The sequence below is a fragment of the Brevibacillus sp. NRS-1366 genome, assembly GCF_050467985.1.
In genome coordinates this window covers 54,173-78,658 of sequence record NZ_JBITPN010000018.1, presented here as the reverse complement: position 1 = coordinate 78,658, position 24,486 = coordinate 54,173, and the positions used below count along the sequence as shown (strand labels likewise).

Here is a 24,486-nt window from a genome sequence, read left to right as displayed (position 1 = left end):
CTGATACTCCCGCTCCTTCGATCAATATACCCGAAGGCGAGGCAAAAAAAAAGGGTAGCTTTTTCAAGCTACCAATCAGAAAGTATATCATTAAGGGGGTTTTCATCGTACTTTTATCTTACCCATGGAATATTACAGGAATATTACAGTGGGGTTACAGTTTCTTTTCAGTTTCACTAACCTAACCAGCCAGCCAAAAGACCTTGTACAAGCCCGATGATCCCTCCAAGAATAAAGCCAAGAACCGTAATCATGCGAAACTCCCGGCCGGAGATTCCTACGACCATCTCTTCGATTCTTTCAATCGGAAATCCTTCTACCTGACGTGTAACAATATCTCGTACAGCCAGACGCTGAAAAATCCGTTCTACATTTTGCTGCAATGTTTCTACCATCCATTTCGCCACGCGAGGAACAAGCTCGCTCTTTACACTCTCCTGGAAGGGAGCTGTCAAGCGTGACATCGGTGTGTCCACGAATCGCAAACTCTGCTCTTCCAGCTTGGCAAAAAGCGTGCTCGCCCACTCGTCCACCTGATCGCGTCCAAGCCACGAGACGATTTCTCCCACATTTTTATCGAGCAGCTTGTCGCTCTCGTTCTGTAAAAACAGATGTAGTCGCTGCGCAAGCTCGGGGCTTCTCAACAGCTCATCCAGATGAGGAAGCAGCTTGCCCAAAATCTTGTCATCCCCAAGGAACATGCCAACCAGACCGCCAAACATTCCCCCACCGCCGCCTAATAGGCCACGGACCATATTTTGCAGAGTCTGCTGTCCTTCTGGGGAGTGCAAGTATTCGCGAAACCGTGTCAATAACAGTTGGCTTATGTAGCCCAGAGTATCGTCCAACCGTTTTTTCCCATTGTCGGAAATCAACTCTCGCAGCGTCTTTTCCTCATAGTGATAGAGAGTACGGTCTACAAAGGCTTGCCAGTGCAGCTGTATCGGAGTGCGGACACGATCGCTCCACCCTCCTTCTTCATTAAAGATCTCGGGAACAGCCTGGAGCAACGCATGACGCAAGGCACGCTCGTCCGACATCCAGCCGGTAGCTACATTGTTCATCCAGCTTGCCAACGTATTTTCGAATCCGCTCTGGGTGAGTGCCCGCTTGATCCCTTCTGTAGTCAGCAAATGCTCTTCTACTAATCTGCCCATTTGTATGGCGATGTCGTCCCGCCTACTAGGGATCAATCCAGGTGTGAAAGGAACGCGCCAACTCCCGATATACCAAGGCTTGAGTGGTCGGAAAAGCATTCGAATTGCCAGTTCATTGGTGACCCCTCCAATTACAGAGCCTACTCCAATATTCAATAAGATTACCCAAATATTCATAAATACTAACAACCTCTCTTCTCTGCATGGCACCAAACCATTTGGCTACTCATACCATAGACTAACTTCATGCCTGATGGGAAGGGGATAATCATGTCTTACGTTCCAACCATCGTTGTTGCATACGAGCCAAAATCGGAAGTAGACCTTTACCTGCCCCAGGCGCAAATGCGCAAATGGAAACTCCAGGCTTCTACACTCAACGTCCAATTTGGAAGCAAAACGGTTTGCGCCCGCGTTGGCAGCATGGAACGAAGTGGTAGTACCCTGATTCGTCCATCTTTGGCCCAATCGCTGCATCTGCCTACGGGAGTCCCTCTGTTGGCACGTTATTCCCCGGACCAGCAGAAGCTAGTTTTCGGTCCTTATGTAGGGATTCTAGTGTCTACCTACAATACCCAATATCCTCAGTCTCCCTTCGGCCCGCTAAGTTCTTTTTTCAACGAAGTGGCTGATATTATCCGAAAGCGCGGTGGGATTGTCTGTGCATTCCGCCTGCAAGATGTCAATTGGGATGCCGGAATCGTTCGGGGCCTGGTGCGTCGAGGCGGTGTATGGAGACAAACGGTTCTGCCGCTTCCTCAATGCATATACAACCGACTCGTTTCCAGGAGGCGGGAGAGAAGCGAGCAAATGACTGAGTGGGTACAGAGCTGCAAAGACGCGAACATCCCGTTTTTTAACGAACGCTTCCTGAACAAATGGCACGTGCATGCTGCCCTAGAAAATCAGGAGGCTGCCGCCGCCCATCTACCAAAGATGGTTCGCTACCAAAACTTGGGGGATTTGAAACAAATGCTCTCCACGCATCGAACAGTTTATGCGAAACCGGCCAATGGCAGCATGGGACGGGGAATTATCCGGCTGCGCAGATCACAGGAGGGCTACTCGCTCGCCAGACCCGGCGGACTGAGTCAATCCTTTTCCAGCATGCAAGGCTTGCATCATTCCCTCTTGAAACGGACAAAAGGCAAACCTTACTTGCTGCAGCAAGGTTTACCATTGATCGGCGTCCAAGGTCGGCCGACTGATTTTCGCGTGCTGGTGCAAAAAAACCGCGCGGGACAATGGTCCGTTACCTCGATGGTAGCCCGTCTGGGACAAAATCGAATCGTCTCCAATATTTCTCGCGGCGGCTCCATGTTCAGCCCAATCCAGGCATTGCGTATCTGTGGACCGTGGGCTGGCCCCGGTAAGCCATCGCCTCAAACATTACGGGATGTTGCCCTGAAGCTCTCGGTTCTTTTGGAAGAAGCGCTGCCTGGGCATTATGCAGAATTCGGAGTCGATCTTGGGGTAGACGTGCGTGGCCAGGTATGGCTGCTCGAAGTAAACAGCAAGCCCTCCAAAACCGCCAATGCGATTCCCCTGCCTGAAGGAGTGGAAGAAGCGCCCCGACGTGTGCGACCATCTGTCGTTCGCATGCTCGATTATGCATCCTATATAAGTGGCTATCCACGTGCCAGCAAAACAAGAACGACCTCAAAAAGAAAAACAAACAGCAAGAAATACAGGCGAAGGTGACCTACATGACAGCAAACAATAGAAGCTTGGGCATTATGACCCGTTGCCAAGGCTCCCACTTTGTAGACAAAGGGTATTACAAAAAACTGACGCAGTACGGACGCAAGCATGGCATCCGCGTTTTTGTGTTTTCACCGCGTCAGGTTGATTTTTCATCCCGTATGGTCAAAGGCTTCGAATTCCGCAATGGTTCCTGGCAATCCAATATCTTTCCGTTGCCTACCTTAATATACGACCGCTGTTTTGTCGGCCCATCTTATCGCCACTATAAACCATTTGTGGAAAAGTTGCAAAACGATCGCAACATTACGTTTTTGGGGCATGGCCTGTCCGGCAAATGGCAGGTACACCAGATGCTGATCAAATCATCGCTGCTTGCCCCTCATTTACCTCCGACGGAGCTCCTCACGTATCCTTCTTTGGATAACACGCTGAAAAAATACGGTGCTGCCATCATCAAGCCCATGGCCGGAACCCATGGGATTGGTGTTGTTCGGATTAAAGAAACACGCGGCGGTTATGATGCTACCGGTCGTAATCGGGAGAATCAGCCGTTTCGTCGGATCATTCGGGAATCAACCAAGCTCAAAACTTTCGTCTCTACCTTTACCGGAGGCTGCAAATTCCTAGTGCAACCTTATCTTGAACTGCATACACCGGATGGCACTCCTTATGATGTCCGGGTACTGGTACAAAAAAATGGCAAAGGAAACTGGGAGACGACAGGGAGAGCGGTACGTCTGGGAGACAAACGAAGCATCACCTCCAATTTGCATGGAGGCGGCAAGGCTGTCCCCCTCACATCTTTTCTCTCTCGTCACTTCAAACCAGCGATGTGCACCCGCATCGACGAGGCAATCCAGCGTCTGACGGACGAATTGCCCCGGTTTCTCGAGCAGTCTCATGGCAGATTGGTTGAACTGGGAATTGACGTCGGGATCGATACCGCCGGAAATGTCTGGATTATAGAAGTAAACAGCCGGCCGGGTCGAACCGTTTTTCGGATGATTGACGACCCGACTGCACAGCTCCATTCGATCACCCAGCCTGTTCGGTATGCCAACTATCTCATGAAAGAGCGTGTAGGAGGTTACTAAGCATGGAAACGACTAGAGTGCGGCTCCGCTTCCTTTCTCACCCCAGCATATGTGGGATCATCCTGCCGAACAATCTCTTCCAAAAGCTTCAGCTTCGGCATCGACAAAAGATTACGATCATGCTGGGTAAAAGAGAAGTCGTCGCAACCGTTTTGCAAGATAAACGAAATCCCGATAGCAATGTAGTGAAAATGACTAGTATCTTGCGGTCAGAATTGAACATTCCACATGGCGGATTTGTTAACCTTAAACAAGAGGGTCATTCGCTTCGAATTGGTCCAGCGATCGGAATTGTTACCACTGGCATCCGCAGAGACCCTAAACAGCCTATTGGTTCGCGCACTTCGTTCTTCTACAAGCTTTTGCAGGCACAGGAAGGAAAAGGTGTGTTTTACTTCATCTTTTCTCCCAATGACGTGGACTGGAGAAATAACCAGGTGAGCGCTTGGTTCTTACGCAAAAGCAAGAAGGGAGGCTACCTTTGGAGAAAAATGCTGACCGCTATGCCTGATGTCATTTACGATCGAATTCCTTCCCGCTCTGCCGAAAAACACGAGGCTGTTCAAGAGTTTAAATACAAGCTAGCCAACTACCCCGACACCCCCATGTTTAATCAAGGCTTTTTTAATAAGTGGGGCGTCCACCAGCTGTTGTACCCAAACCCCGAGGTAAACGAGCACATCCCGGAGACATACACTTCTCCGTCCCTTGTGACTGTTCGCAATCTGCTGCGTAAATACCCGATTGTTTATTTGAAGCCTAAAAACGGCAGTCTCGGCTATGGGATCGTCAAAATCGTAAAGCATCATGGTGGCGGCTATGACGTTTCTTATCACAACGGAAGCGGTAATGTAAAACGGCATTTTTCCAAGCTAACTGCCCTCTATCAGCATGTTTTCCGCAGCCGGCGTGTAGGCTCCTATTTGGCCCAACAAGGAATTCCATTAATGACCTTCCATGGACGTCCTTTTGATTTCCGCGTTCATCTCCACAAAAATCAGCAAAACGAATGGGTGGTTTCTTGCACAGCAGCCAAAGTCGCTGGATCAGGAAGCGTCACTACACACGTTCGGACCGGCGGAACAGTAATCCCGGGTGATGAATTGCTCCACCATCTGTTCGGTCGGCAAAAAGAGTTGATGACCGAACGGATATCAGAAGCCTCGATCAGGCTCGCTACTGCCATTGAGCTGGCAAAAGGCATTGATCTCGGTGAGCTTGGGCTCGATATGGGGATAGACACGCATGGCCATGTATGGATGTTTGAAGCCAACTCCAAGCCAGGACGTTCTATTTTCAAACATGCAAGGCTGAAGCAGGCCGACCACGAATCACGCAAGCTGTTAGTCGATTACAGTTGCTATCTTGCCAATTTCTAATGCAAAAAGCACCGTTTTTCAGGAAGGAGGAACACCCATGCTTCAACAGCGTTCCGGGTGGCTGACGATCCTCCCTAGCGGCAAATGGTTCATTCAGCTACCACGGCAAACTCTGGCGAAACGATTTCCCAATCCTCTTGTTGCCAGTCTTGGCCCTTTCGCTCATCAAAAACGACTGCATACTGGTCTTCCCAGTCAGCAACCTGGCCGCATACGCACCCGGATTAACTGGAAGATGGTTAACAACTCCCTGAGGCTCGGTCCATTAATCGGAATCTTGACTGTGGGTGATGGAACTGTATTCATGGGAAATCGTGATAACTTCAAGGATATCGCGCAGTCAGGAACAAGATGGGGAGCGCTCGTGTACGTCTTTACTCCGCAAGGCATTAACTGGGAAAAAAAGAAGGTTCGCGGCTACCTGTTCAATGCCAAGCAAAATATGTGGCAAGAATTGACCCTGCCGTTCCCGCATGTCGTATACAATCGCATTCCTACACGGAAGGCAGAGCAGCGTCCGGAAGTACGTAAAACGATTGCCCAAATTAATGAAATGCCTAACGTTACGCTGTTCAACAGTTGTTTTTTTGACAAACAAGAGATCTTTTCGATACTGGAAGAATATCCTTCGGTAAAAGAATTTTTACCAGATACCAAAAAACTGGATACTCTTCCGCGCTTTCGCAGTTTCTGCTCTGAACATCGGTTCGTCTATTTGAAACCAGTTCGTGGCAAAGCTGGCGAAGGTATTATGCGAATTGAATATAAAAACGATGCCTGGCGTCTCCAGCGACTAAAGGAACAAAAAGCAGTCACTCGTCGTTTTTCCAATCTAGATCAAGTCTGGAAGCACGTCAAAGGTCATGTCAGACAACAAAAATACATCATGCAACAGGGAATCAAACGAGCACGCTATCACGGTAAACCATTTGACGTGCGCGTACTTGTACAGAAAAACGGAAACGGGGAATGGAGTGTGACCGGTGTAGGAATCCGGCGTGCTGGATCGCAAAGTATCACGACCCATGTGCCTCGCGGCGGTTCAATTCACTCATTGTCGTCTGTTCTGCATGCCGTATTTAAATCGGATCCAGAAAAATTGGAGACCTTGATCCACCAAACAGCGCTCGCCATTGCCGAAGCGTTGAATGATGAAATCAAGAACCTGGCAGAAATGTCTATGGATCTAGGGCTGACTGATGACGGGGGGCTCTGGTTTTTTGAGGCGAATGCAAAACCGGAAAAATTCGACGAACCCTCTATTCGCCGCTTATCTTTATCCAACCTGATCCACTACGCTCAGTATGTATCTCGCCTGCAAAACAGGCGAGGGGTCCAAGCGGGGTAGATACCAATGAAGTTGAAATATGTAATCCTACCGCCGCAAGCATTGGCTGAATCCCAAACGACATTAGTTCGATTTGCCCGTCAGGAAGGGGATCGGCGAATAACCAGGCACTCCATCGAGTGGCTGACTCGCTTGACCCCCAAAATGCTTTCCACGAATGATACTAGCGTTGCTCTTGCCATGAACGGAAAACGGGTTGTCGGTTTATTTGCCATTTCCCGTTGTGGTCTGGGTCAGTCCTTCCTGGTTGTAGATAAACGCTACCGCAATCGCGGGATCGGTAAAGCGTTGACCGCCCATGTATGCCAACGCTTACCCAAATTATACGTGCGTGTAGCCTTGGACAATGAGGCAAGTCTTACTTTGTTTCGTGGAATGGGATTTGAGCCTGTCAAAGCAAGTATCGGGCCGACAGGTAAGCCAACCTTATGGCTTGCATACGGTCACTGGAGCCCTATTGATTTGCAAGAACATGCCGGTTAGAGGGCCGGCATGTTTTTTCTCGTTTTCGCTCAAATGCGAATTCTCTTGTTTCATCTATTCATGCATTACTTGGCCATCTTTGGAAATCATACCAGTCAGGAGGTGGTCTTTTATCATGACCTACACGAATAACAACATCATGCAATCCCAACAACCGAATATCTCCGGAGCAATGGGTTCTGCTGGAGCCATGTTCCAACCAGGCTTTGCTGGCACGAATGTGCAAGAAGTACAGCATTGGAATCACGGCGGACAACCGCAATCGTTAGGGACTCCTACATACGGCATGTCCTTTGGAACTGGTATCAGTGGCGCCCAATCCATGTTCTCTCCTGGATTTGCAGGTACCAATGCCCAAGAAGTGAGACAACTGAATTCCGGCTACGGCTACTCTGCACCGCAGCAGCAATTCGGATACGGGCAAACTCAAGCCCTTAACTACTTGCCGAATCAATCCAGCGGATATCTCCAAGGGCAACCATCTGCCTACATTCAAGCTCAGCCTTCTTTCCAGCAAGCAAACTATCCAGCTCAATCTGGCTCGATCTTTTCACCTGGCTTTGCAGGTACAAATGTTCAAGAGGTGCAGGCACGAAACCATACCGCGTACAACAGCTCCATGGGACAAGCTGGCTATTCCAATCAGACAGGAAACCAAGCCACAATGGGCGGAAGCATCTTCTCTCCTGGCTTTGCGGGTACCAATGTCCAAGAGGTTCGTCAATTAAATCAAAGCGGTTATGCACCAACTTCCATGATGAGCAGCGGCTATATGCAAGCTGGGCAAAGTCAGCAACAGCCTCAAGGTCAAAATCAACAAATGATGCAAGGTTACCAAAACCCACTCGGTATGGGCATCCAAACTGTCTTCACTCCTGGTTTTGCGGGTACAAACACTCAGGAAGTGCGCCAATTGAATGCACCGGGGCACTTGGCTCCACAAACAACAGGTTCGATCTTCCCAGGTACTTTCTAAAAAAGGTGACCGTCCACTGCTGGACGGTCACTTTTTTTACGTAGATTCATGTTCATTTTTTGCCGTCTGAATCGCCTGAAACAGTTGATGCAGCTCCTGTAAACTCCTTTCATCAACCGTGAAGGTGATGCCTTCAAACCAATAAGCATCACGCAGGACACACGACCAAGCTCCGTTATCCTGTAAGCTTTGCGCGAGAACACATGCTTCTGTCTGATCCAACTGCTGTCGAACAGCCACATGCCGCTCCAATATGGGCCGATATTCCTTGAGCACCCGTGCTTGCGCTGGGTCCACTTGAGCCAGCCGATGCAGTGCCAGCTCGATTTGCAGCCAACATGTCACGTAAAAATGAAACTCCAAAAATAAGGTGTGCAGCGCCTGACGCAATTCATGCTCGTCCTTGCTCGCCCGGCTACGCTCCCAAGCCGCATGCACCTCTCTTTTTTTCTCCTGAATCAGATCGTAGTGACTGACAGCGCCCCGATAAAATTTGCGCACAACGTTGTACAGCATTTCCGGCGTGCGCGGCGGCAGCCCTCTATGGCGGTTTGAAACATCCCGCATCGACTTGTTCGCCTCGTTTCTGCACTCATTTTCTCTATTGTACAACAACTTGTACGGCGCGCTATGCTCATCATCCACTACTCTTTGCCATGTCTCCAGTATTCATAGGCGTGAATCGCCTGTCCCATATAAGAAGAAAAGCGCTCCAATGATTTCGCCACCAGCCCCAGCTGACGATTCATTTCTTCTCTTCCTTCTTCATGAAAGGTGATCGCATCCCCTTCGTGACTCTCTTTGGTCTCGACGGCAACCACCAGTTTCTTATTGATGCTCTGTGCGTACTTCATCTGACTTTCAACCAGCTTAATAATTCCTTCTGCGCGATCACGAAATGCCATCAGCGTCGTATGATCCATTTGTTCCATCATCCAGTGGGCAAACGGTTTGTGGGGCTGACCTGGAGTCGGTGTATTCTCCAGCCACGCAGCCAAGTCCACGCTCGCTTCCAAATTCGTGCCTTGCTTCGTTTCTTCCACGAATGCCTCGATGTTATCCATCCATTGACGCAAAACCGCTTCCTTGTTTTCACGCCAGACTGGCATCACATAAGGCTCAATATCTAAGTGCACGCCTTGGAACTGCTCCTCTTGAGAAACTTCTTGATTATAGGCTTTGACCCAATTCACCAGCTTGAGGATTTTCCCCCTGCTTTCAGACAGTGCCCAAATCGGGTGACCTCCCATCGCGTGAACCTCGATTCCCGCTGCATGGGCATCTTTGACAAAATCCTGATACATCGATATCGGTTGCTGCATGTCGATTCGGACATAGAGCAGGTTTACCCCGTTTTGTTCGGCGAACGCCAATATCTCGTCCTTTTCCGATCTAACCGTCTCAGCACGCCATATGTAAGTGCCCTTGTAACGATTGCGGTCTGGCTCAGGCACTGCCTCGGGCATGTTCGCAGCAGCCTCCTTCCAGTATCGGTAATCGTGAATGGCAATGCCGCTGTAGGAAGGATGCTGCTCCAGATGTTCGGGCAGAAGCTCCAGTTGTCGGTTCATTTCGACGACACCCTCTTCGGCAAAAGAAACAGGGTCATTCTTGTCTTTTTTCAAATTAACGGCAACCAGCATTCTGCTCCCGAGCTCATCTGCCTCATTCATTTCCTGCTCGATCAAGGACAAAGTACCGTTCGAGCCACTCAGCTTATCACGGTAAGCCATGATACAAATCGTGTCAAATTGGCCAATCATCCATTTGGACAAGGACATGTCAGGATTGTCCGGAGCAGGGATATCATCCAGCCAAAACGCAAGGGCCACACTTGACTCGAGATCTGTCTCATTTCTTACTGCGTCTGTAAACGCCTTGACATTGGCTTGCCATTCCCGGATGACGCGCTCTCTTTCCGTTTCCCATTGCGGCAGCAGGTACGGCTCGATATCCAACTGAATTCCGCGAATCTGCTCCGCCCCTTCCACTTCCGCATTGTATTTTTTGATCCATCCTACGATGTTCATCATCCGCTTTTGGTTACTCGCAAAAGCCCATGCCGGGTGACCTGCGACTGCATGTACATCAATGCCTTGCGCAGTCGCTTCACGGATGAACGACCGATAGTAGTCATACGGTTTGTTCATATCAATCCGCAAGTAAATCAAATTAATTTCGTTTTGTTCACAAAACGTAAGGATATGCTGCTTTTCCTGTCCAACGATTTCAGACTGCCAAATCCACGTGGCTTTACTCTTTTTTTCCGCTGGGGAAAAGCCGAACAGAAAGCCGAGCGATAGGCAAAGGACACTGAGGTAGATGGGCGCGGCTTTCATTCGTCACAATTGCTCCTCTCGTTGGGTCACATGCTTCCAGCTTTCGTAATCATGGATGGCGCTTCCAGCAAACGCAGGGTTCCCTGATAGTTCATCCTGCAAAATGACCAGTTGCTGTTTCATCTCCTGCGTACCTTCTGCATGAAAGCTGACATTCTTGCCCTCTGATGATTCCAAAATGTTGACACCTACGATTACCGAAGCCCTCTTTTCCGTATTCGCAGCTTCCATTGTCTTTTTCACGATATCAACAATGCCATTATGGCCTTTGGCGTGATTCCGGTATGCCATCAAGGTAATACTGTCCAGCCGCTGGAGCATCCAGTTACTGACCTTTTCCGAATCCCCTGGCACTTCTACCGTATCAATCCAATAGGGCAGGTCGGCGCTAACCTGGAGCTTGGCGTCTTTTTTCGTTTCCGCTAGAAGATAGTCGACGTTTTTCAGCCATTGGTTCACGATTGTTTCCTGATCTTTTTTCCAGTCTGCCAAAAGATACGGCTCGATATCTACGTGAATCCCCGAGAAACGCTCGTCTGCTCTGGCGCCTTGATTGTAGGCTTTTACCCAGGAAATTAGGTCGCTAATGCTCTGGCGGTTTGCAGTATAGGCCCAATTCGGGTCGCCACCGAGCGCTTCTACCTTGATTTTTGCCTGGTTCGCCACTTTGATGAACGTTTGGTAGGCCTGGGGAGAAACACGTGTGGGCTCAATATGGAGATAGATCAGATTGATGTTGTTCTCTTGGGCAAAAGCGACAATCTCCTCCGTCTGTGAAGAGATCAGCTTGGCATCCCAAATCCAGGTTGCGGTCGTGAAAGAAGGGCGATTATTCATCAAGAGCAGCATGGCGATCGAGGCTGCAAGGAACAGTGACAACCCGATCCATAGCCATGAATAACGCTTAACGACCTGCATCCGCCATTACCGGAATCTCTTCTCTACGCCCTGCGCCTTCAACAAGCCATGCCTGATTGCCCCCTTTGGTTTCACTCGCCAAAGTAAACGGGAGAACTCTCGTAAAGTCATCGACCTTTGTATCAATAAGCTGAACATGAGGACCAACCTGGCAGCCTTCCCCAATCTCAGTATGACCGCACAGCATGGTACCTGGGTAAATAACGGTATCCCGCCCAATCACAACATCGGCATCAATATACGTCGTAGCAGGGTCTTTCATCGTTACGCCGTTTCGCATATGGTGGTCATTGATTCTTTTTCGCATCAAGAGCTCCAGATTGGCTAGCTGCACTCGGTCATTCACGCCTGTTCCCTCGCTCGGATCATCCGTCGCATAGGCACTGATCAAGCTGCCTTGTTCTTGCAATAACGAGAGCACATCGGGCAGATAGTACTCCCCTTGCGCATTTTCATTGGTGACCTGCGGCAAGGTTTGGAACAGCTTTTGGTTATCGAAGCAAAAGATTCCGGTACTGATTTCGCGCACTTTCTTTTGGCCCAGCGTAGCATCCTTTTCTTCCACAATCCGTCTGACGTCTCCATTCTCATCGCGAATGATTCTACCGTAGCCAGTGGGGTCATCCACAATGGAAGTCAGCACTGTTGCCGCTGCCTGTTTGCTTTGATGGTGGTTCAAAAGGTTTCGCAGTGTCTGCGGTTTTACCAGCGGGGTGTCGCCGTTTATGACGATTGTGATTCCTTCATGCTCTGCTAAAATATCATTCGCCATCCACACTGCATGGGCAGTGCCTAGCTGCTCGTGTTGATAAGCATACCCGACACGCTCCCCCAATTGTTCCTTTACAGCTTCTGCTCCGTGGCCGATAACTACGACGAGGCGATGTAAGGACAGCTCCTCCAATAGTTGGGTCACATGCTCAATCATCGGCTTGCCGCATACCGGATGCATGACCTTGTACAAGTCGGAGTTCATCCGTGTACCTTTTCCAGCCGCCAAAACAATCGCATGAATGTTCATCCTGTCGCCTCCGTCCCGCCCTGCTCCACCTGAACTTCGAGGTAGGGCTTCAATTCATATGTCAACGTGTCAATCATCATTCCAAGATCAATATCTTTCCTCTGCACGCCCAATTGATAGGCCTGGAGCATGATCTCCAGTAAAATCTCCTGATTCAACGTCCGTTTCGAGGTGCTCATTTGATCGTTCCCCCTTTGTCATGTGTTCTCGTTACATATGGACGTGCTACTTTATTCAACTGTTACACTTTTTGCCAAATTACGCGGACGATCCACATCATTACCCAATGCCACTGATGTGTAATACGCAATCAGTTGGAGAGGGATAACGCCCAGGACCGGAGTCAGTAAAGCATCAGTCGTCGGGATCAAGCACACTTCATCAACCGAGCGGTGCAATTCCATGTTATTTGCCATGGCGATGCCGAGAACAATCGCCCCTCTCGCTTTTACTTCGGTAATGTTGCTAACCATTTTTTCGTACAAGTCATCTTGGGTAGTTAGCGCGATGACCCGAGTGCCTTCTTCAATCAAAGCAAGTGTTCCGTGCTTTAACTCCCCGGCAGCATACGCCTCAGAATGAATATAGGAGATTTCCTTTAGCTTGAGGGAGCCTTCCATGGAAACCGCGTAGTCGAGGCCACGTCCTAGGAAAAACAACTGCTTCTCTTCCATGATGGATTCTGCGTATTGGCGAATCTCATCCGCATGGGCAAGAATGGCTTCGACCTGATCTGGCAGCGCCTGTAGTCCTTTTATCAGAGAAGCTCTCTCTTGGCGATTGATTGTCTCTCTTCCTTGGGCCAGATACAGCGCCAGCAGGTAGAAAGCGAGCAGCTGCGAGGTGTATGCCTTGGTAGAAGCAACGGCAATTTCGGGTCCGGCATTCGTTGTAATAACGTCATCGGCTTCACGGGCAATCGAGCTGCCAACCACATTGGTGATCGCTACTACCGCAGAGCCATTCCGCCTGGCTTCGCGCAAGGCAGCTAGCGTATCTGCTGTCTCTCCGGACTGACTGACCACGATAGTAAGCGTATTTTGTTTAAATAGCGGCTGGCGATAGCGAAACTCTGACGCTACATCTACCTCTACCGGAATCTGAGCCAGTCTCTCGATCACCTGCTTGCCGATCACTCCGGCATGATAAGCCGTACCGCACGCGACAATATAGATTTTTTCAATCTGTTTGACTGCTTCTCTTGTTAGCTGAAGATTGGGAAAAATAATCTTTTGTTCAGATTCATCGATCCGTCCCGTCATCGTATTGCGCAGAGCGCGGGGCTGCTCATGAATCTCTTTGAGCATGTAGTGCGCATAGCCGTCTTTTTCCGCCTGCTCCTTGTCCCATTCGATACGGACCAGGTCCCGCTCGATTGGTTGATTCGTACAAAGACTCATCACGTTGACGGAGTCTTTGGTCAACACCGCCAGATCATAATCCTCCAGGACGTATACATCCCGGGTATGCTCTAGCACGGCAGGAATATCGGAGCCAATAAAATTCTCTCCAGAACCTACGCCGATAATCAATGGACTCGCCAATCGCACAGCGATCAGCTTGTCTGGCTCATACTCGGACATGACTGCCAGCGCAAAGGCACCCCGGATTTTCCCGGCTACCTCTCGTACGGCTTGACCCAAGTCCCCGTCGTAATGTTCCGCGAGCAGATGGACGATTACTTCCGTGTCTGTCTCGGAGGTGAACACCACACCTCGCTCCATCAGCCCTTCTTTTAGCTCCAGGTAGTTTTCGATAATCCCGTTATGAACGATGGAAAACTTGCCAGTTTGATCAAAATGAGGATGAGAATTTTCGTCAGATGGTCGTCCATGGGTGGCCCAGCGGGTATGACCGATCCCGATAGATCCCGGCAAGCTCGCCTCCTTGGTCTGTTCTTCCAGTACATCGATTCGCCCTTTTGTCTTGCTGATGGCGATGCTCGAACCGTCGCAGATGGCAATACCTGCTGAGTCGTAGCCCCGGTATTCCAGTTTTTTGAGTCCGTTGATAAGAATCGGCTGTGCCTCTCGATAGCCGATATATCCCATGATTCCGCACATAGTTTGCGTCCTCCCTCTCGTCGCTTTGTAGTTGATCGTGACTTTGACTTAAGCGAGCAGGCTGACCATTTCTTTTTCCTGTTCCGAACGGATTGCTACAGCTGTTCCGATTCGGTACACATTGTCATTCGCAATCCCATCGAATGCATTGCGCGTATCGATAATCGCAACTCCCAGGTCAGCCAGCTCCTGATAATGGAAAGAGCGGTGATTGGTGATCAGCACCATGCAATCATATGTTTTGAAAGTCTCATAATCGTTTGCAATGGAATGAACGACCTTGCCTTTCTTGTTGATGAAGCTTTGTGCATGTGGATCGTAGTAGTCCACAGTCGCTCCGTTTTTCGCAAACAGCTCATAAATTTCGAGTCCAGGCGATTCACGCAGATCGTCGATATCCGGTTTGTACGCCATTCCCAGTATCAGAATGCGGGAGCTGTTGATCGCTTTGGCATAAATATTCAGCACCTGTCCCGTCTTGCTGAGTACATAATCTGGCATGTTATCGTTGATCGACTGGGCAATCTCAATAAATTGACTGTGGAACTTGAAGCCCTTTGCTTTCCACGACAGGTACATTGGATCGAGCGGTATGCAATGCCCACCGATTCCAGGTCCCGGATAGAACGGCATAAACCCGAATGGTTTGGTCGATGCGGCCTTGATTACTTCCCAAACATTGATGCCCATTCTGTCGCACATCATCGCCATTTCGTTCATGAAAGCGATGTTGACGCTGCGGAATGTGTTTTCCAAAAGCTTTGACATTTCCGCAACCTTTGGCGTGGAAACAGGAACAATCGTTTTTACGAGATTGCCGTACAAAAGCGTGCCCAGCTCAATGCAGCGCTCGGTTGTCCCGCCAATAATTTTGGGCGTGTTATAGGTCGAATACATCCGATTCCCCGGGTCAACGCGCTCAGGCGAATAGCAGAGGAAAAAGTCTTCACCCGCACGGTAGCCCAGCTTTTCAAACTCCCGTTGAATCAATTCTTCCGTCGTACCTGGATAAGTGGTGCTCTCCAGAGTGACGAGCAGGCCCTTTTTCATGTAGGCTTTAATTTGCTCCACAACATTGGTGATATAAGAGGTATCCGGGTCCTGATTGGGACTGAGTGGTGTAGGGACACAAATGCTGATCGCATCCAGCTCCTCGATGACTCGGTAATCCGTTGTCGGATGGAAACGGTTGGTTGTCAGGCACTCCTGCAAGGTTTCATCCGAAATATCCTGGACGTACGAGATGCCTGCTTTCAGATTTTCGATTTTGCCGCTGTGCAAATCTATGCCGATGACGGTATAGCCGCTTTTGATCGTTTCCACAGCCAGCGGCAATCCCACGTATCCCAAACCAATCACGCCAATTTTTGCTGTTTTTTGTTGAATTCTTTGCTTTAGTTCCTCGTATCTATCCATCCTCGTTCCGCTCCCTTTCTCTTTAAAGGATGTCCAAAAGGTCCGGCTCTGTTTGTGCCCTCTCATCGGGGCATCGAAACATCCTCCTTTTTGAACAGGCTATTTATGAAATTAGCCGTCTTACTCTAGCTTCTAGCTCAATAGGTGAAAATGGCTTGGTAATATAGTCAGAGGCCCCGAGCGCAAACGATTTTTGTACATCTTCTTCCAGTCGCTTGTCGGTCAGCACCACAATTTTGCTCATTGCGGCCGTCTCTTGATGCTTGATTTTCTCCATGAGCTGATAACCATTGAGAATGGGCAAATTGAGATCGGTGATGACCAAATCCGGTGTCAATTCACGATACTTCTCCATCCCATCCATTCCGTCATGTGCAACGGTCACAAGGTAGCCTTTTCGCTCTAAATAGATGCGTAAAAATTCATTTACATGTTCATCGTGGTTGACGAGCAAAATCGTTGCCTGCTCCATCCCGCTTGAGCCAGATAGCTGCTCATAAATCTTGATCTCACCATAACGATCCAGCTCTTTCATTTCCTGCATCATCCTCATGATCAACTGACCGGAGGAAGGCGAGCTCTCCGGGAAGCTGGCGATCAGCAAACTCCCAGATAGCAGTTGTCGCTCCGCTAAATAATCCTTGATCCGTAGGGCAAAGAAATGGGTATCAGCAAGCTTTTGCTGCTCCACCAAAATGCCCAACATATTTTTTGTCTTGTCATAGGCGTAATGGGCTTCGAATGTGGGTGATTCCTTTGAAGCAAAATCTCTTTTGATCGTTTCAAGCCATTCCTTTGAGAGATTCTTGCAAGCTACTAGAATAACCCCACACGACAACTGACTAGCCTCAAAATTGGTGAGCAGCTGGTAAAATACTGGTACGAGATTACTCATCCTCTTGCCTCCAGACTCGAAATGTTTTTGTTGCTCTCCGCCTTCCAGCTTGTTCTGGTCATCGTTCCCCATGAGTTGTTGTTGCGTAAATATTCGATATGTCCGAGGAATCTCCAGATGACACCGATCTGCCGGTAGCCGAAGAACATCAGTATTGTATAGAAAAGCATTTTGACGATGTCCTGAAAGCGTGGATAACGCCGAAATGCGATTTCTTCAAGCAATAGTGAACCAATTCCCAGAAGTACGCCATACATCAAATTGAGCAAGCCGTAAATCAGGAGAACATGCGAATTCGTCATGTCCAGCAGCGTATAGCCGATGAGGGCGAGCAGCCCTGTGAGACGAAAGTACGGATTCAACGTTTCAAACAAGATGTTGAATGGCAGCGTAAGCATTCCGAACAGCTTGTACTTCGGACGGAATGCCATATATCTGCCGTATTCAATCATATTTTTCAGATTGCCCCTGCCCCATCTGCGGCGCTGGCTGCCCAAAATCTTGAAGGAGTCAGGCGCTTGCGTCCAGCAAACTGCGTCTGGGCAAAAGGCGACACGATACGGTAGATCATTTTCCAGCATGTATTTGTGCAGCTTGATGATAATGTTCATATCCTCACCGGGGTAGCCCTCCCGGTAGCCCCCGACTTTAATCACATAATCTTTGCGAAAAACACCGAATGCCCCGGACACGATAATGAGGCCGTTAATCGCACTCCAACCAATTCTTCCCCCGAGGAAAGCCTTGAGATATTCGACCGACTGCATCATAGGCAAAAATTTGTCAGGCAAGCGGATATCGCTAACCACGCCGTCTTCGATTTTGCAGCCGTTCGCAATCCGAATATCTCCCCCGATCGCCACCGTCTCTTCTGGATTTTCCATATAGACCTTGGAAATTCGAATGAGCGCATCCTTCTCCAAGAGCGAGTCTGCATCAATCGAAGCGATCAACGGGTAATGGGACGCATTGATTCCTGCATTGAGGGAGTCCGCCTTTCCGCCATTCTCTTTGTCGATGAGATACAGATTGGGGAATGCCGGGTTATGGTACATTCCTCTGATCTTAGAGGTTTGCAGCACGGGCTGGATCGGCATGTGCTCGGAAGTAGTCAGTTGAAACTCCTGAATCAGCACCTGCAACGTCTCGTCTTTTGAGCCGTCATTGACGACGATCACTTCATACTTCGGATAATTCAGCGAGAGCAGCGACCTCACGTTTTCGATGATCGTCAACTCTTCATTGTAGGCTGGTACCAGAATCGAAATAGGCGGGACGTGCCGCGAGCCCGAAAGCGTCTGGAATCTCGAATAAATAGAGCTTTTGAGTATTCCCATAATGCTTTTGAAAGAAAACATCATGATGATGAAGTACAGCGAGTTAATCGCAATCACGTAATAGACAGCGAATATTCCATAGTAGAGCAAAAAATCTCTCATGACTGCCTCCTTTCCTGCTTATCTTTCCAGCGCTGTAACGGTGGAAATGGTTTTTCGATACGACTTTTGGTAAAGGTGAAGTTTTTGGTTATACTGCAGTTGCTTTTCCACATCTTGTGTGTCTGTTAATTGAAGTTTCCCTTTTTCCAGTTCTTCTTGTATCACTTGATGCGCCATCTGGATTTTATTCCCAGTTCTTTCTTCCCGTAAAATCTCACATAGTGCCGCAAAGCCTTCTACTTCGAGTGCGGTCAAACTGTAGGCACTGTAATAACGAACCCACCAACTGGAATCGCCGACCGCATTTTTCAACATGGGGATAAAGTCTACAAGCTTCAGCGTTCCTACAGCCTTTGCCATCATCGCGCGTATTTCCCAATCCTTGTGGTTCATGAATTCTTTGACTTTCTGGTCTGTTAAATACCGCACATCCAGGCAAAGCAGCTTGACTGCCTTGATTCTGATGTCCTTGTCCTCTGATTCAGAAAGCTTGTACAGAGCTGGCTCAATGCTCGGATTGGCATTCGCCAAAAAACCAATCAACCCGATTTTGACCAAATCTGTATCCTTTTCCCGTAAACAAGAGGCAAACAATGGGGCTGTATCTACTTGCGAATCACTCAAAATGTCTACAAGCAGCTCGTGAAAGTTTTTTTTGTATTTGACTAAAAGCAGTACCAGCTCTCGCAGATCCCCAATGTCATCTGCGCATCTGGCAATTGAGCGTGCAATGATAAAAATACTCGGATCGTATTTGCTTTTGGCGAGTAGCCGGAGCAAATCAGGGAGTGCCTGCTTCGAGCGCATCATGCCGAGATTGTAGGCAGCGTCTACTTTTGTCCACTTCCACCAGCCGTTCAGCCGCTTTCGATCAAGCTCGACTAGTCCCAAATCTTCACATAGCCAGATCAGCTTTTGGCGATGGACGCCTGTGAACAGCTCCATTAGCTCAAACAGTTTTTTTTGGATGATCTGCTTTTCGCTCTGTGTTACTTCGCCGTAGGGTACCTTCAAGCGCTCTTCCTCTTCGCCATGAGCCTGCAAATAAACGAAGTAGTCGCGATACTTTTCCTGACAAAGCCTGGCATTTTTATCAGCGGTGAGGTTTCTCAGCTTTAGCCCAAACAACACGAGCAAGCCAATTACCATCAAAGCGCAAAGCGCGTACAGATAAAGAATGGCCGTCGCCAATGGTGCTTCCATGTTTGTCACTCTCCTCTCCACTCATGGCTGTTTTGCTTCTTTAGCGGTCGATGTTTCGATCTCGCTGTATGCTTTTTTCAAAATCGAGTAGCTCTGCTTTTTCCGTTCGTGATAGCCGACCTGTTCCCATGCTTGCCACGAATAGACAGGCAGCTTGGTTATCGGAAAAGGGGTATCGCTCTTTTTCATACCGAGCATAAACTTGCCATTTTGGTCTACCATCCACGGCAAGAGGCGAATTCCTTTTGTTGTTTCTGAAACCATCTTTTTGCCATCCCCCTGGTAGCTCATGACTTGCAGGGAGCTAGGATCAGTAAACCCAAGCAGCATCCAAGGGATGCGAAGCTCCACGATCTTTCCTTTTGCCTGCCAGTTTGCCAAAGAGTTGTAAGCAGGTTCATTCGCATCGGTCGTTCCCCGGATCAGATTTCCTACCACAACCTCCTCCATCGGATGGTATTCCTTGCTGTCCGGCGGTTCCATTTCCAAGCCAACCGCCAATTTCCACGGTTTGAAAACTCCGGAGTCATCCTTCATTTCCGCTTCCTTGACCTCGAGCATCCCGTATCCTTTTCCATAAAGGCGGGTATGGAAATCGTAGTTGGAAGCAATACGAATGTTGCTTTCCTCAGCCTTTCCTAACTGAATCAGTGTTTCCAACCCTTCATCCAGAGTAATACCCGAAAGCTCTGCCGCATGCTTATTCCCCCCGGGGATCGAGTCTATCCCCAAATACAGCTTTTCTGTTTCCGGGTGAAAGTCTTGTTGCAGCTGAGCCATGATATACACGTATCCCTCATCATGCGTCATCCAAAGTTCTTCAAAACCGGGGATTTGTGCGTCAAGACGCTGTTTGTCTTCCGGCGCCAGCTTATCCCAGTCGGCCCTGTCACCGTCAATCGCGAGCACGCCCTCTTTATTCGGGTACATCCCCAGGATTCCAAACAGTGATTCGTTGGTCAGTACATTGATCCACAGAGAGCGTCGGTCCTCAGGAAGTTCAAAACGCATCGTATTCCACGTCTTTTTAAACCACTCATCCTGCCAGACGAATAAGAGGCCTCCCGCATAACCTTCCTCGTGAATTTCGCGCATCAGCGCTGCGTCGATCTCCCCCTGCTGTTTTTCCGTATGACCGCCCTGATTGCGTCCTAGATTACCGAAATGGGCTGTTCCGAGGGAAGCTGGCACCCCGAATTCTGTCACCAAGATTGGCATGTTTTTGTGATATGCCTTCAACATCCGCAAGTATGCTTTGTACGTGTCTACGTCGCCTTGCTTATTCTTTACTTGCTGCAGGGCCGTATCGTAGCGGAATACATCCGGGTAATACGGATACACGTGATACGACGCGAAATAACCTGCATCCCATTTGGTTGGCTCCAGATGAGTGGGATCGACGCTGACCAAGTCTTCGTGATACATCGGCTCGCCAGGATGAGACAGCGGGTCAGTCGTTACCCAGTTCGTAAACGTCATGGGATGCTGCCAGCCCTGTTTGCTCTCCTCCTGCGCCACCGTGTCTACCATTTCTGCCAACCAGCTCTCGAAAGCTGTTGCCTTTGGTGTCGCCTGAAAATGTGTTCCTTGGTACGGCTGTGTATGCTGGTGCAAATGATTCGTATTATGCACCATGACCGGATCCCATTCTGTACCGGTATGCCAACCAATCAGGTAAAGCCCTGCGTTTGCCCGGTAAGTTCCGCTTGCCTTTCCCGGCTTTTCAGGAAGGGTGATGTCACCATAAACGGCCCCAACCGCATCACGGATTTCCTGACGAAACTGCTCACGAATCTCTGGCAAGTATGCATCCTTTTTTTCGATCAGCAGCTCTTCTGGACTCCAGATTCCCTGCATTAGATAGAGAGGATCACCTGCTTTCTTTCGGTTGTAGTCCACCAAAGCCTCGTAAAATACGGGGGGATGAATCGTATACACACGAATCACATTCGCCCCCATCTCGTCGATCATTGCAAACCAGCGGGTATAGTCTTCTTTTGTGATGGGCAGTTCACCCGGGAAATGACCAGGTAAAGAAGCCCCCAGATTCACTCCTTTTGCAAAAAAAGGTTGCCATTTCTGATTTTGAAAGACTTCGATATGGTCACCACTTGTTCGAAATTTCAATTGAACGCCCGTTGTTGTTTCCATGCTTTCTACACGGTCCGCATCCCAGAACCACCATAGGGTGCTTATGCCGAAAACCATTAGAATGGAGAGGCTAATCCATCCTGCGCGACTCTTCTTCTTTCGTTCCAATTCCCGTCAACCTCCGATACGTAGCCACGAGCTATTGAACTTTTGAACGAGGGGGCTTGTTACTCGCCCAAACGTCATAGTCATTGTAAACATAGGGAGCAAAGCGTTCCCATAGACGAAATTCACTATTGTGCGTTTTGGCGTTTTGTCATGAAAATGTAATAGAAGACGGGATTAACCTCTATTGACCTACGTTTTTTGGTGCGAAGTCCTGCAACCCACCCTGCCTTCTGTCCCACCTTTTTTTGTAAGTGGGTATATGTACGTGAGCTTTTATTTTTCGATCGACAAGCAAAAATGGTAGGTTGCTACTATTTGGAAAACTTTTAAATTTGCCGATATCGGATTTCTTTACAAAAAGAAAATAGGAGAAAAAGGACTGTTTTGTTAGTCGGGCTGTTGGGAGGAGAGGAAACAGGAGAAAACGCTCCAGGTTCTTGGGGCCCTGCCTAGGGGTCATCCCTGTACGGCTACATGGAAAAAGCGAAACCGCGTCCAAAGTAGCCGATCAATGAAGCTTCTCAGAGGTGGACGCTTAAAACCGTGTTTCGCTTTTTTCCTTCCGCCGTAGCTGGTCCCCAAAGACCTTCGCTTTTTTCTCCTGTTTCCTCTCACCAGCCGTTAACTTGCACGATCTGCGATTTGGAAGTGACTCAGGGTATCGAAAAAACACACAACTTCCGAAGCCCCGCACTGCGAAGTGGACAGTCTATTCATCCTAAGAGGCATTAGTCGAAGGGGAGGTCAAAGAAAACAAAAAAGGACAATCCCATCGTCTGCACGAGACTTTTGGGATTGTCCTTTTTTGTGGTGGTGTATATCTGTTTGCTTACTTACAGCGTTTTCATGCCTGGTTTCCAGTTCGCTGGGCACAGTCCGCCGGCCTGCAGGGCTTGCAGAATACGGGATGTTTCTTCTACGCTGCGTCCAACATTCATGTCGGTTACTACTTGGTAGCGCAGGATGCCTTCTGGGTCGATGATGAACAGACCTCGGTAGGCTGCACCTACTTCTTCATCCAGGATGCCGTAAGCACGAGCTGTTTCTTTGTTGAAGTCACTTGCCAGAGGGAAATGAACTTCTCCGATTCCGTTTTGGTCGCGCGGTGTCTTGATCCATGCGCGGTGAGTGTGCACACTGTCAGTAGAAACGCCCAGTACTTCGCAATCGAGATCATGGAACTCTTCTACATTATCGCTGAAGGAAGTGACTTCCGTCGGGCAAACAAAGGTGAAGTCGAATGGCCAGAAGAACAGAATCAGCCATTTGCCTTTATAATCGGCCAGAGATACTCGTTCTTCCAGCGTCTCCAGATTTTTCGTCGTGAGCATCGAGAAGTCAGGAGCTGGTTTCCCTACTTGCAGTTGAACGGTTTGTTGGTTAGTCATGTACGTTACTCCCCTTTTTCGCGGTGTCTGATTCTGCCGCTATTTATTGTGCAGTCTCTTCCAATGCCGTCAGCGCTTTTTTGATACGGTTAGGATTGAAGCCCAGGATTTGCTTGTCCCCAATCACTGTGAGCGGAACCGACATCACTCCCAAACGGCTCAGCTCTTGTCCATATTCTTCCTTCTCGTCAATGTTGCGTTCTTCAAAAGCAATGTTTTGCTCTGTCAGATACGTTTTCAATTGCTTGCAAAAACTGCAGTTTGTGCTGGAATATACGATTGCTTGTGCCATGTGAATTTCTCTCCTTTATTTGTCTACTTATTTGTATTGCGGAACGATTTTGGAACGTTTGTTAATATACCGGTCTACAGCCATTGCTGCGATAGCTCCGTCAGCTGCGGCTACGACCGCTTGCTTCACTGGAGTTTTCCGTACTTCCCCCGCTCCGAACACACCGGGAACGGACGATTGCATGAATTCATCGAGCATCATGAAGCCTTCTTCATCCAAGGGAACCTGGCCATCGAGGAAATCTGTCCCTGGCTTGCTGCCAGACAGGAACACGAAAACACCATCTACGGAAAGCATTTCTTCATTTCCTTCCGCTGTGCGGATACGGAGTCCTTCAACAGAGTTCTTGCCGACGATTTCAAGAGGACGTGTCCGGAACTTGATCTCTGTATTGGGCAGCTCAGGTGCTTCTTCCACACCTTGCAAATCAGCGCGGGGAACCAGGAAAGTGATTTTATCGGTAAATTTGGTCAAAGCATGCGCTTCTTCCAGCGCCTCTTCCGTGTCACCGATAACAGCTACATGCTTCCCTTCATAAAAGGCACCGTCACATGTAGCGCATGTGCTCACACCGCGTCCCAAGAGTTCCTCTTCGCCAGGAAGCATACGATTGCGTCCTTTTGAACCGGTCGCTACGATAACTGCTTTGGCCTCAAAGGTACCGTGTGCGGTAAAGATGCTTTTATCCTCATCCTCAACGTCTACCGCCGAAATGGTTGTCTGGATGAATTCTGCACCGAAGCTCTCAGCTTGTCTGCGCATTTTTTCCAGTAATTCTTTTCCGGACAGCTCACCTTCTACACCAGGGTAGTTGGCAATTTTATGTGTCAGGGCAAGAGCACCCGTACCTGGCGCTTTATCAATCACTAGCGTTTTCAAATTTCCCCGTGCTGTATAGATGGCAGCGGATGCACCTGCTGGCCCTCCGCCGATAATGATCACATCATACATGCTGGCTCCCCCTTTCTGATTATCAAATTATAATTATTATCATCTAGGAACACTTCTCATTTTACAAGATACAAGATAAAAGTCAATATCTTTTTATAATCATTTTAAATAACGCTTTTCATCCTGCATACGAATTTGCTTAGTAAACTCAGTATTATTTT

General features: G+C 48.8%; 21 protein-coding genes. 6 read left to right on the top strand and 15 right to left on the bottom strand.

Annotated elements, in window-relative coordinates; all coding sequences use genetic code 11:
- Positions 1-176: 176 nt before the first annotated feature.
- The gene (locus ACIFQN_RS12105) at positions 177-1,334 is read right to left on the bottom strand and encodes a DUF445 domain-containing protein (RefSeq protein WP_429833283.1); all 1,158 of its coding nucleotides are present in this window, start codon (positions 1,332-1,334) and stop codon (positions 177-179) included.
- A 93-nt stretch (positions 1,335-1,427) separates the two neighbouring features.
- Between ACIFQN_RS12105 and ACIFQN_RS12100 the strand changes: the two genes are divergently transcribed.
- The 6 genes from ACIFQN_RS12100 to ACIFQN_RS12075 all read left to right on the top strand — a co-directional run bounded on the left by ACIFQN_RS12100 (position 1,428) and on the right by ACIFQN_RS12075 (position 8,141).
- A complete protein-coding gene (locus ACIFQN_RS12100; RefSeq protein ID WP_429833282.1) occupies positions 1,428-2,858 on the top strand; it encodes a YheC/YheD family protein in 1,431 nt (476 codons plus the stop codon).
- A gap of 5 nt (positions 2,859-2,863) precedes the next feature.
- Positions 2,864-3,955 (top strand): YheC/YheD family protein, encoded by a 1,092-nt coding sequence (locus tag ACIFQN_RS12095; protein WP_429833281.1) that lies wholly within the window; start codon positions 2,864-2,866, stop codon positions 3,953-3,955.
- A gap of 2 nt (positions 3,956-3,957) precedes the next feature.
- Complete coding sequence (locus tag ACIFQN_RS12090; RefSeq protein WP_429833280.1) at positions 3,958-5,334, top strand: YheC/YheD family protein; 1,377 nt, start codon at positions 3,958-3,960, stop codon at positions 5,332-5,334.
- Between the two features lie 37 nt (positions 5,335-5,371).
- On the top strand, positions 5,372-6,682 hold the full coding sequence (locus ACIFQN_RS12085; RefSeq protein WP_429833279.1) for a YheC/YheD family protein: 1,311 nt from the start codon (positions 5,372-5,374) through the stop codon (positions 6,680-6,682).
- 6 nt (positions 6,683-6,688) lie between these two features.
- Positions 6,689-7,165 (top strand): N-acetyltransferase family protein, encoded by a 477-nt coding sequence (locus tag ACIFQN_RS12080; protein ID WP_429833278.1) that lies wholly within the window; start codon positions 6,689-6,691, stop codon positions 7,163-7,165.
- A 115-nt stretch (positions 7,166-7,280) separates the two neighbouring features.
- A complete protein-coding gene (locus tag ACIFQN_RS12075) occupies positions 7,281-8,141 on the top strand; it encodes a hypothetical protein (RefSeq protein WP_429833277.1) in 861 nt (286 codons plus the stop codon).
- A gap of 36 nt (positions 8,142-8,177) precedes the next feature.
- Here the strand turns inward: ACIFQN_RS12075 and ACIFQN_RS12070 are convergent, their stop codons facing one another.
- From ACIFQN_RS12070 to ACIFQN_RS12005, 14 genes are all read right to left on the bottom strand, one after another.
- Positions 8,178-8,708 (bottom strand): hypothetical protein, encoded by a 531-nt coding sequence (locus ACIFQN_RS12070; RefSeq protein WP_429833276.1) that lies wholly within the window; start codon positions 8,706-8,708, stop codon positions 8,178-8,180.
- Between the two features lie 77 nt (positions 8,709-8,785).
- Positions 8,786-10,480, bottom strand: coding sequence for a hypothetical protein (locus tag ACIFQN_RS12065; protein ID WP_429833275.1), 1,695 nt, complete (start codon positions 10,478-10,480; stop codon positions 8,786-8,788).
- Between the two features lie 3 nt (positions 10,481-10,483).
- Positions 10,484-11,398: a hypothetical protein gene (locus ACIFQN_RS12060; RefSeq protein ID WP_429833274.1), complete on the bottom strand. Its 915-nt coding sequence runs from the start codon at positions 11,396-11,398 to the stop codon at positions 10,484-10,486.
- Complete coding sequence (locus ACIFQN_RS12055) at positions 11,385-12,419, bottom strand: sugar phosphate nucleotidyltransferase (RefSeq protein ID WP_429833273.1); 1,035 nt, start codon at positions 12,417-12,419, stop codon at positions 11,385-11,387. The genes ACIFQN_RS12060 and ACIFQN_RS12055 overlap by 14 nt, the downstream gene beginning before the upstream one ends.
- Positions 12,416-12,598 carry a hypothetical protein gene (locus tag ACIFQN_RS12050; protein WP_429833272.1) on the bottom strand — a complete coding sequence of 61 codons (183 nt, stop codon included), beginning with the start codon at positions 12,596-12,598 and terminating at the stop codon, positions 12,416-12,418. Before ACIFQN_RS12050 ends, ACIFQN_RS12055 begins: the two co-directional genes overlap by 4 nt.
- Before the next feature lie 51 nt (positions 12,599-12,649).
- Positions 12,650-14,482 (bottom strand): glutamine--fructose-6-phosphate transaminase (isomerizing), encoded by a 1,833-nt coding sequence (gene glmS, locus ACIFQN_RS12045; RefSeq protein ID WP_429833271.1) that lies wholly within the window; start codon positions 14,480-14,482, stop codon positions 12,650-12,652.
- Between the two features lie 48 nt (positions 14,483-14,530).
- Positions 14,531-15,898: a nucleotide sugar dehydrogenase gene (locus ACIFQN_RS12040; RefSeq protein ID WP_429833270.1), complete on the bottom strand. Its 1,368-nt coding sequence runs from the start codon at positions 15,896-15,898 to the stop codon at positions 14,531-14,533.
- A gap of 103 nt (positions 15,899-16,001) precedes the next feature.
- Complete coding sequence (locus ACIFQN_RS12035) at positions 16,002-16,793, bottom strand: response regulator transcription factor (RefSeq protein WP_429833269.1); 792 nt, start codon at positions 16,791-16,793, stop codon at positions 16,002-16,004.
- Complete coding sequence (locus tag ACIFQN_RS12030) at positions 16,790-18,232, bottom strand: glycosyltransferase family 2 protein (RefSeq protein WP_429833268.1); 1,443 nt, start codon at positions 18,230-18,232, stop codon at positions 16,790-16,792. Before ACIFQN_RS12030 ends, ACIFQN_RS12035 begins: the two co-directional genes overlap by 4 nt.
- Positions 18,233-18,250: 18 nt before the next feature.
- The gene (locus ACIFQN_RS12025) at positions 18,251-19,435 is read right to left on the bottom strand and encodes a HEAT repeat domain-containing protein (RefSeq protein ID WP_429833267.1); all 1,185 of its coding nucleotides are present in this window, start codon (positions 19,433-19,435) and stop codon (positions 18,251-18,253) included.
- A 21-nt stretch (positions 19,436-19,456) separates the two neighbouring features.
- Positions 19,457-21,694, bottom strand: coding sequence for a hypothetical protein (locus ACIFQN_RS12020; protein WP_429833266.1), 2,238 nt, complete (start codon positions 21,692-21,694; stop codon positions 19,457-19,459).
- 833 nt (positions 21,695-22,527) lie between these two features.
- Positions 22,528-23,082: a peroxiredoxin gene (locus tag ACIFQN_RS12015; RefSeq protein ID WP_429833265.1), complete on the bottom strand. Its 555-nt coding sequence runs from the start codon at positions 23,080-23,082 to the stop codon at positions 22,528-22,530.
- A 43-nt stretch (positions 23,083-23,125) separates the two neighbouring features.
- On the bottom strand, positions 23,126-23,374 hold the full coding sequence (locus ACIFQN_RS12010) for a glutaredoxin family protein (RefSeq protein ID WP_429833264.1): 249 nt from the start codon (positions 23,372-23,374) through the stop codon (positions 23,126-23,128).
- 27 nt (positions 23,375-23,401) lie between these two features.
- Complete coding sequence (locus tag ACIFQN_RS12005) at positions 23,402-24,325, bottom strand: NAD(P)/FAD-dependent oxidoreductase (RefSeq protein ID WP_429833263.1); 924 nt, start codon at positions 24,323-24,325, stop codon at positions 23,402-23,404.
- Between the last annotated feature and the right edge of the window lie 161 nt (positions 24,326-24,486).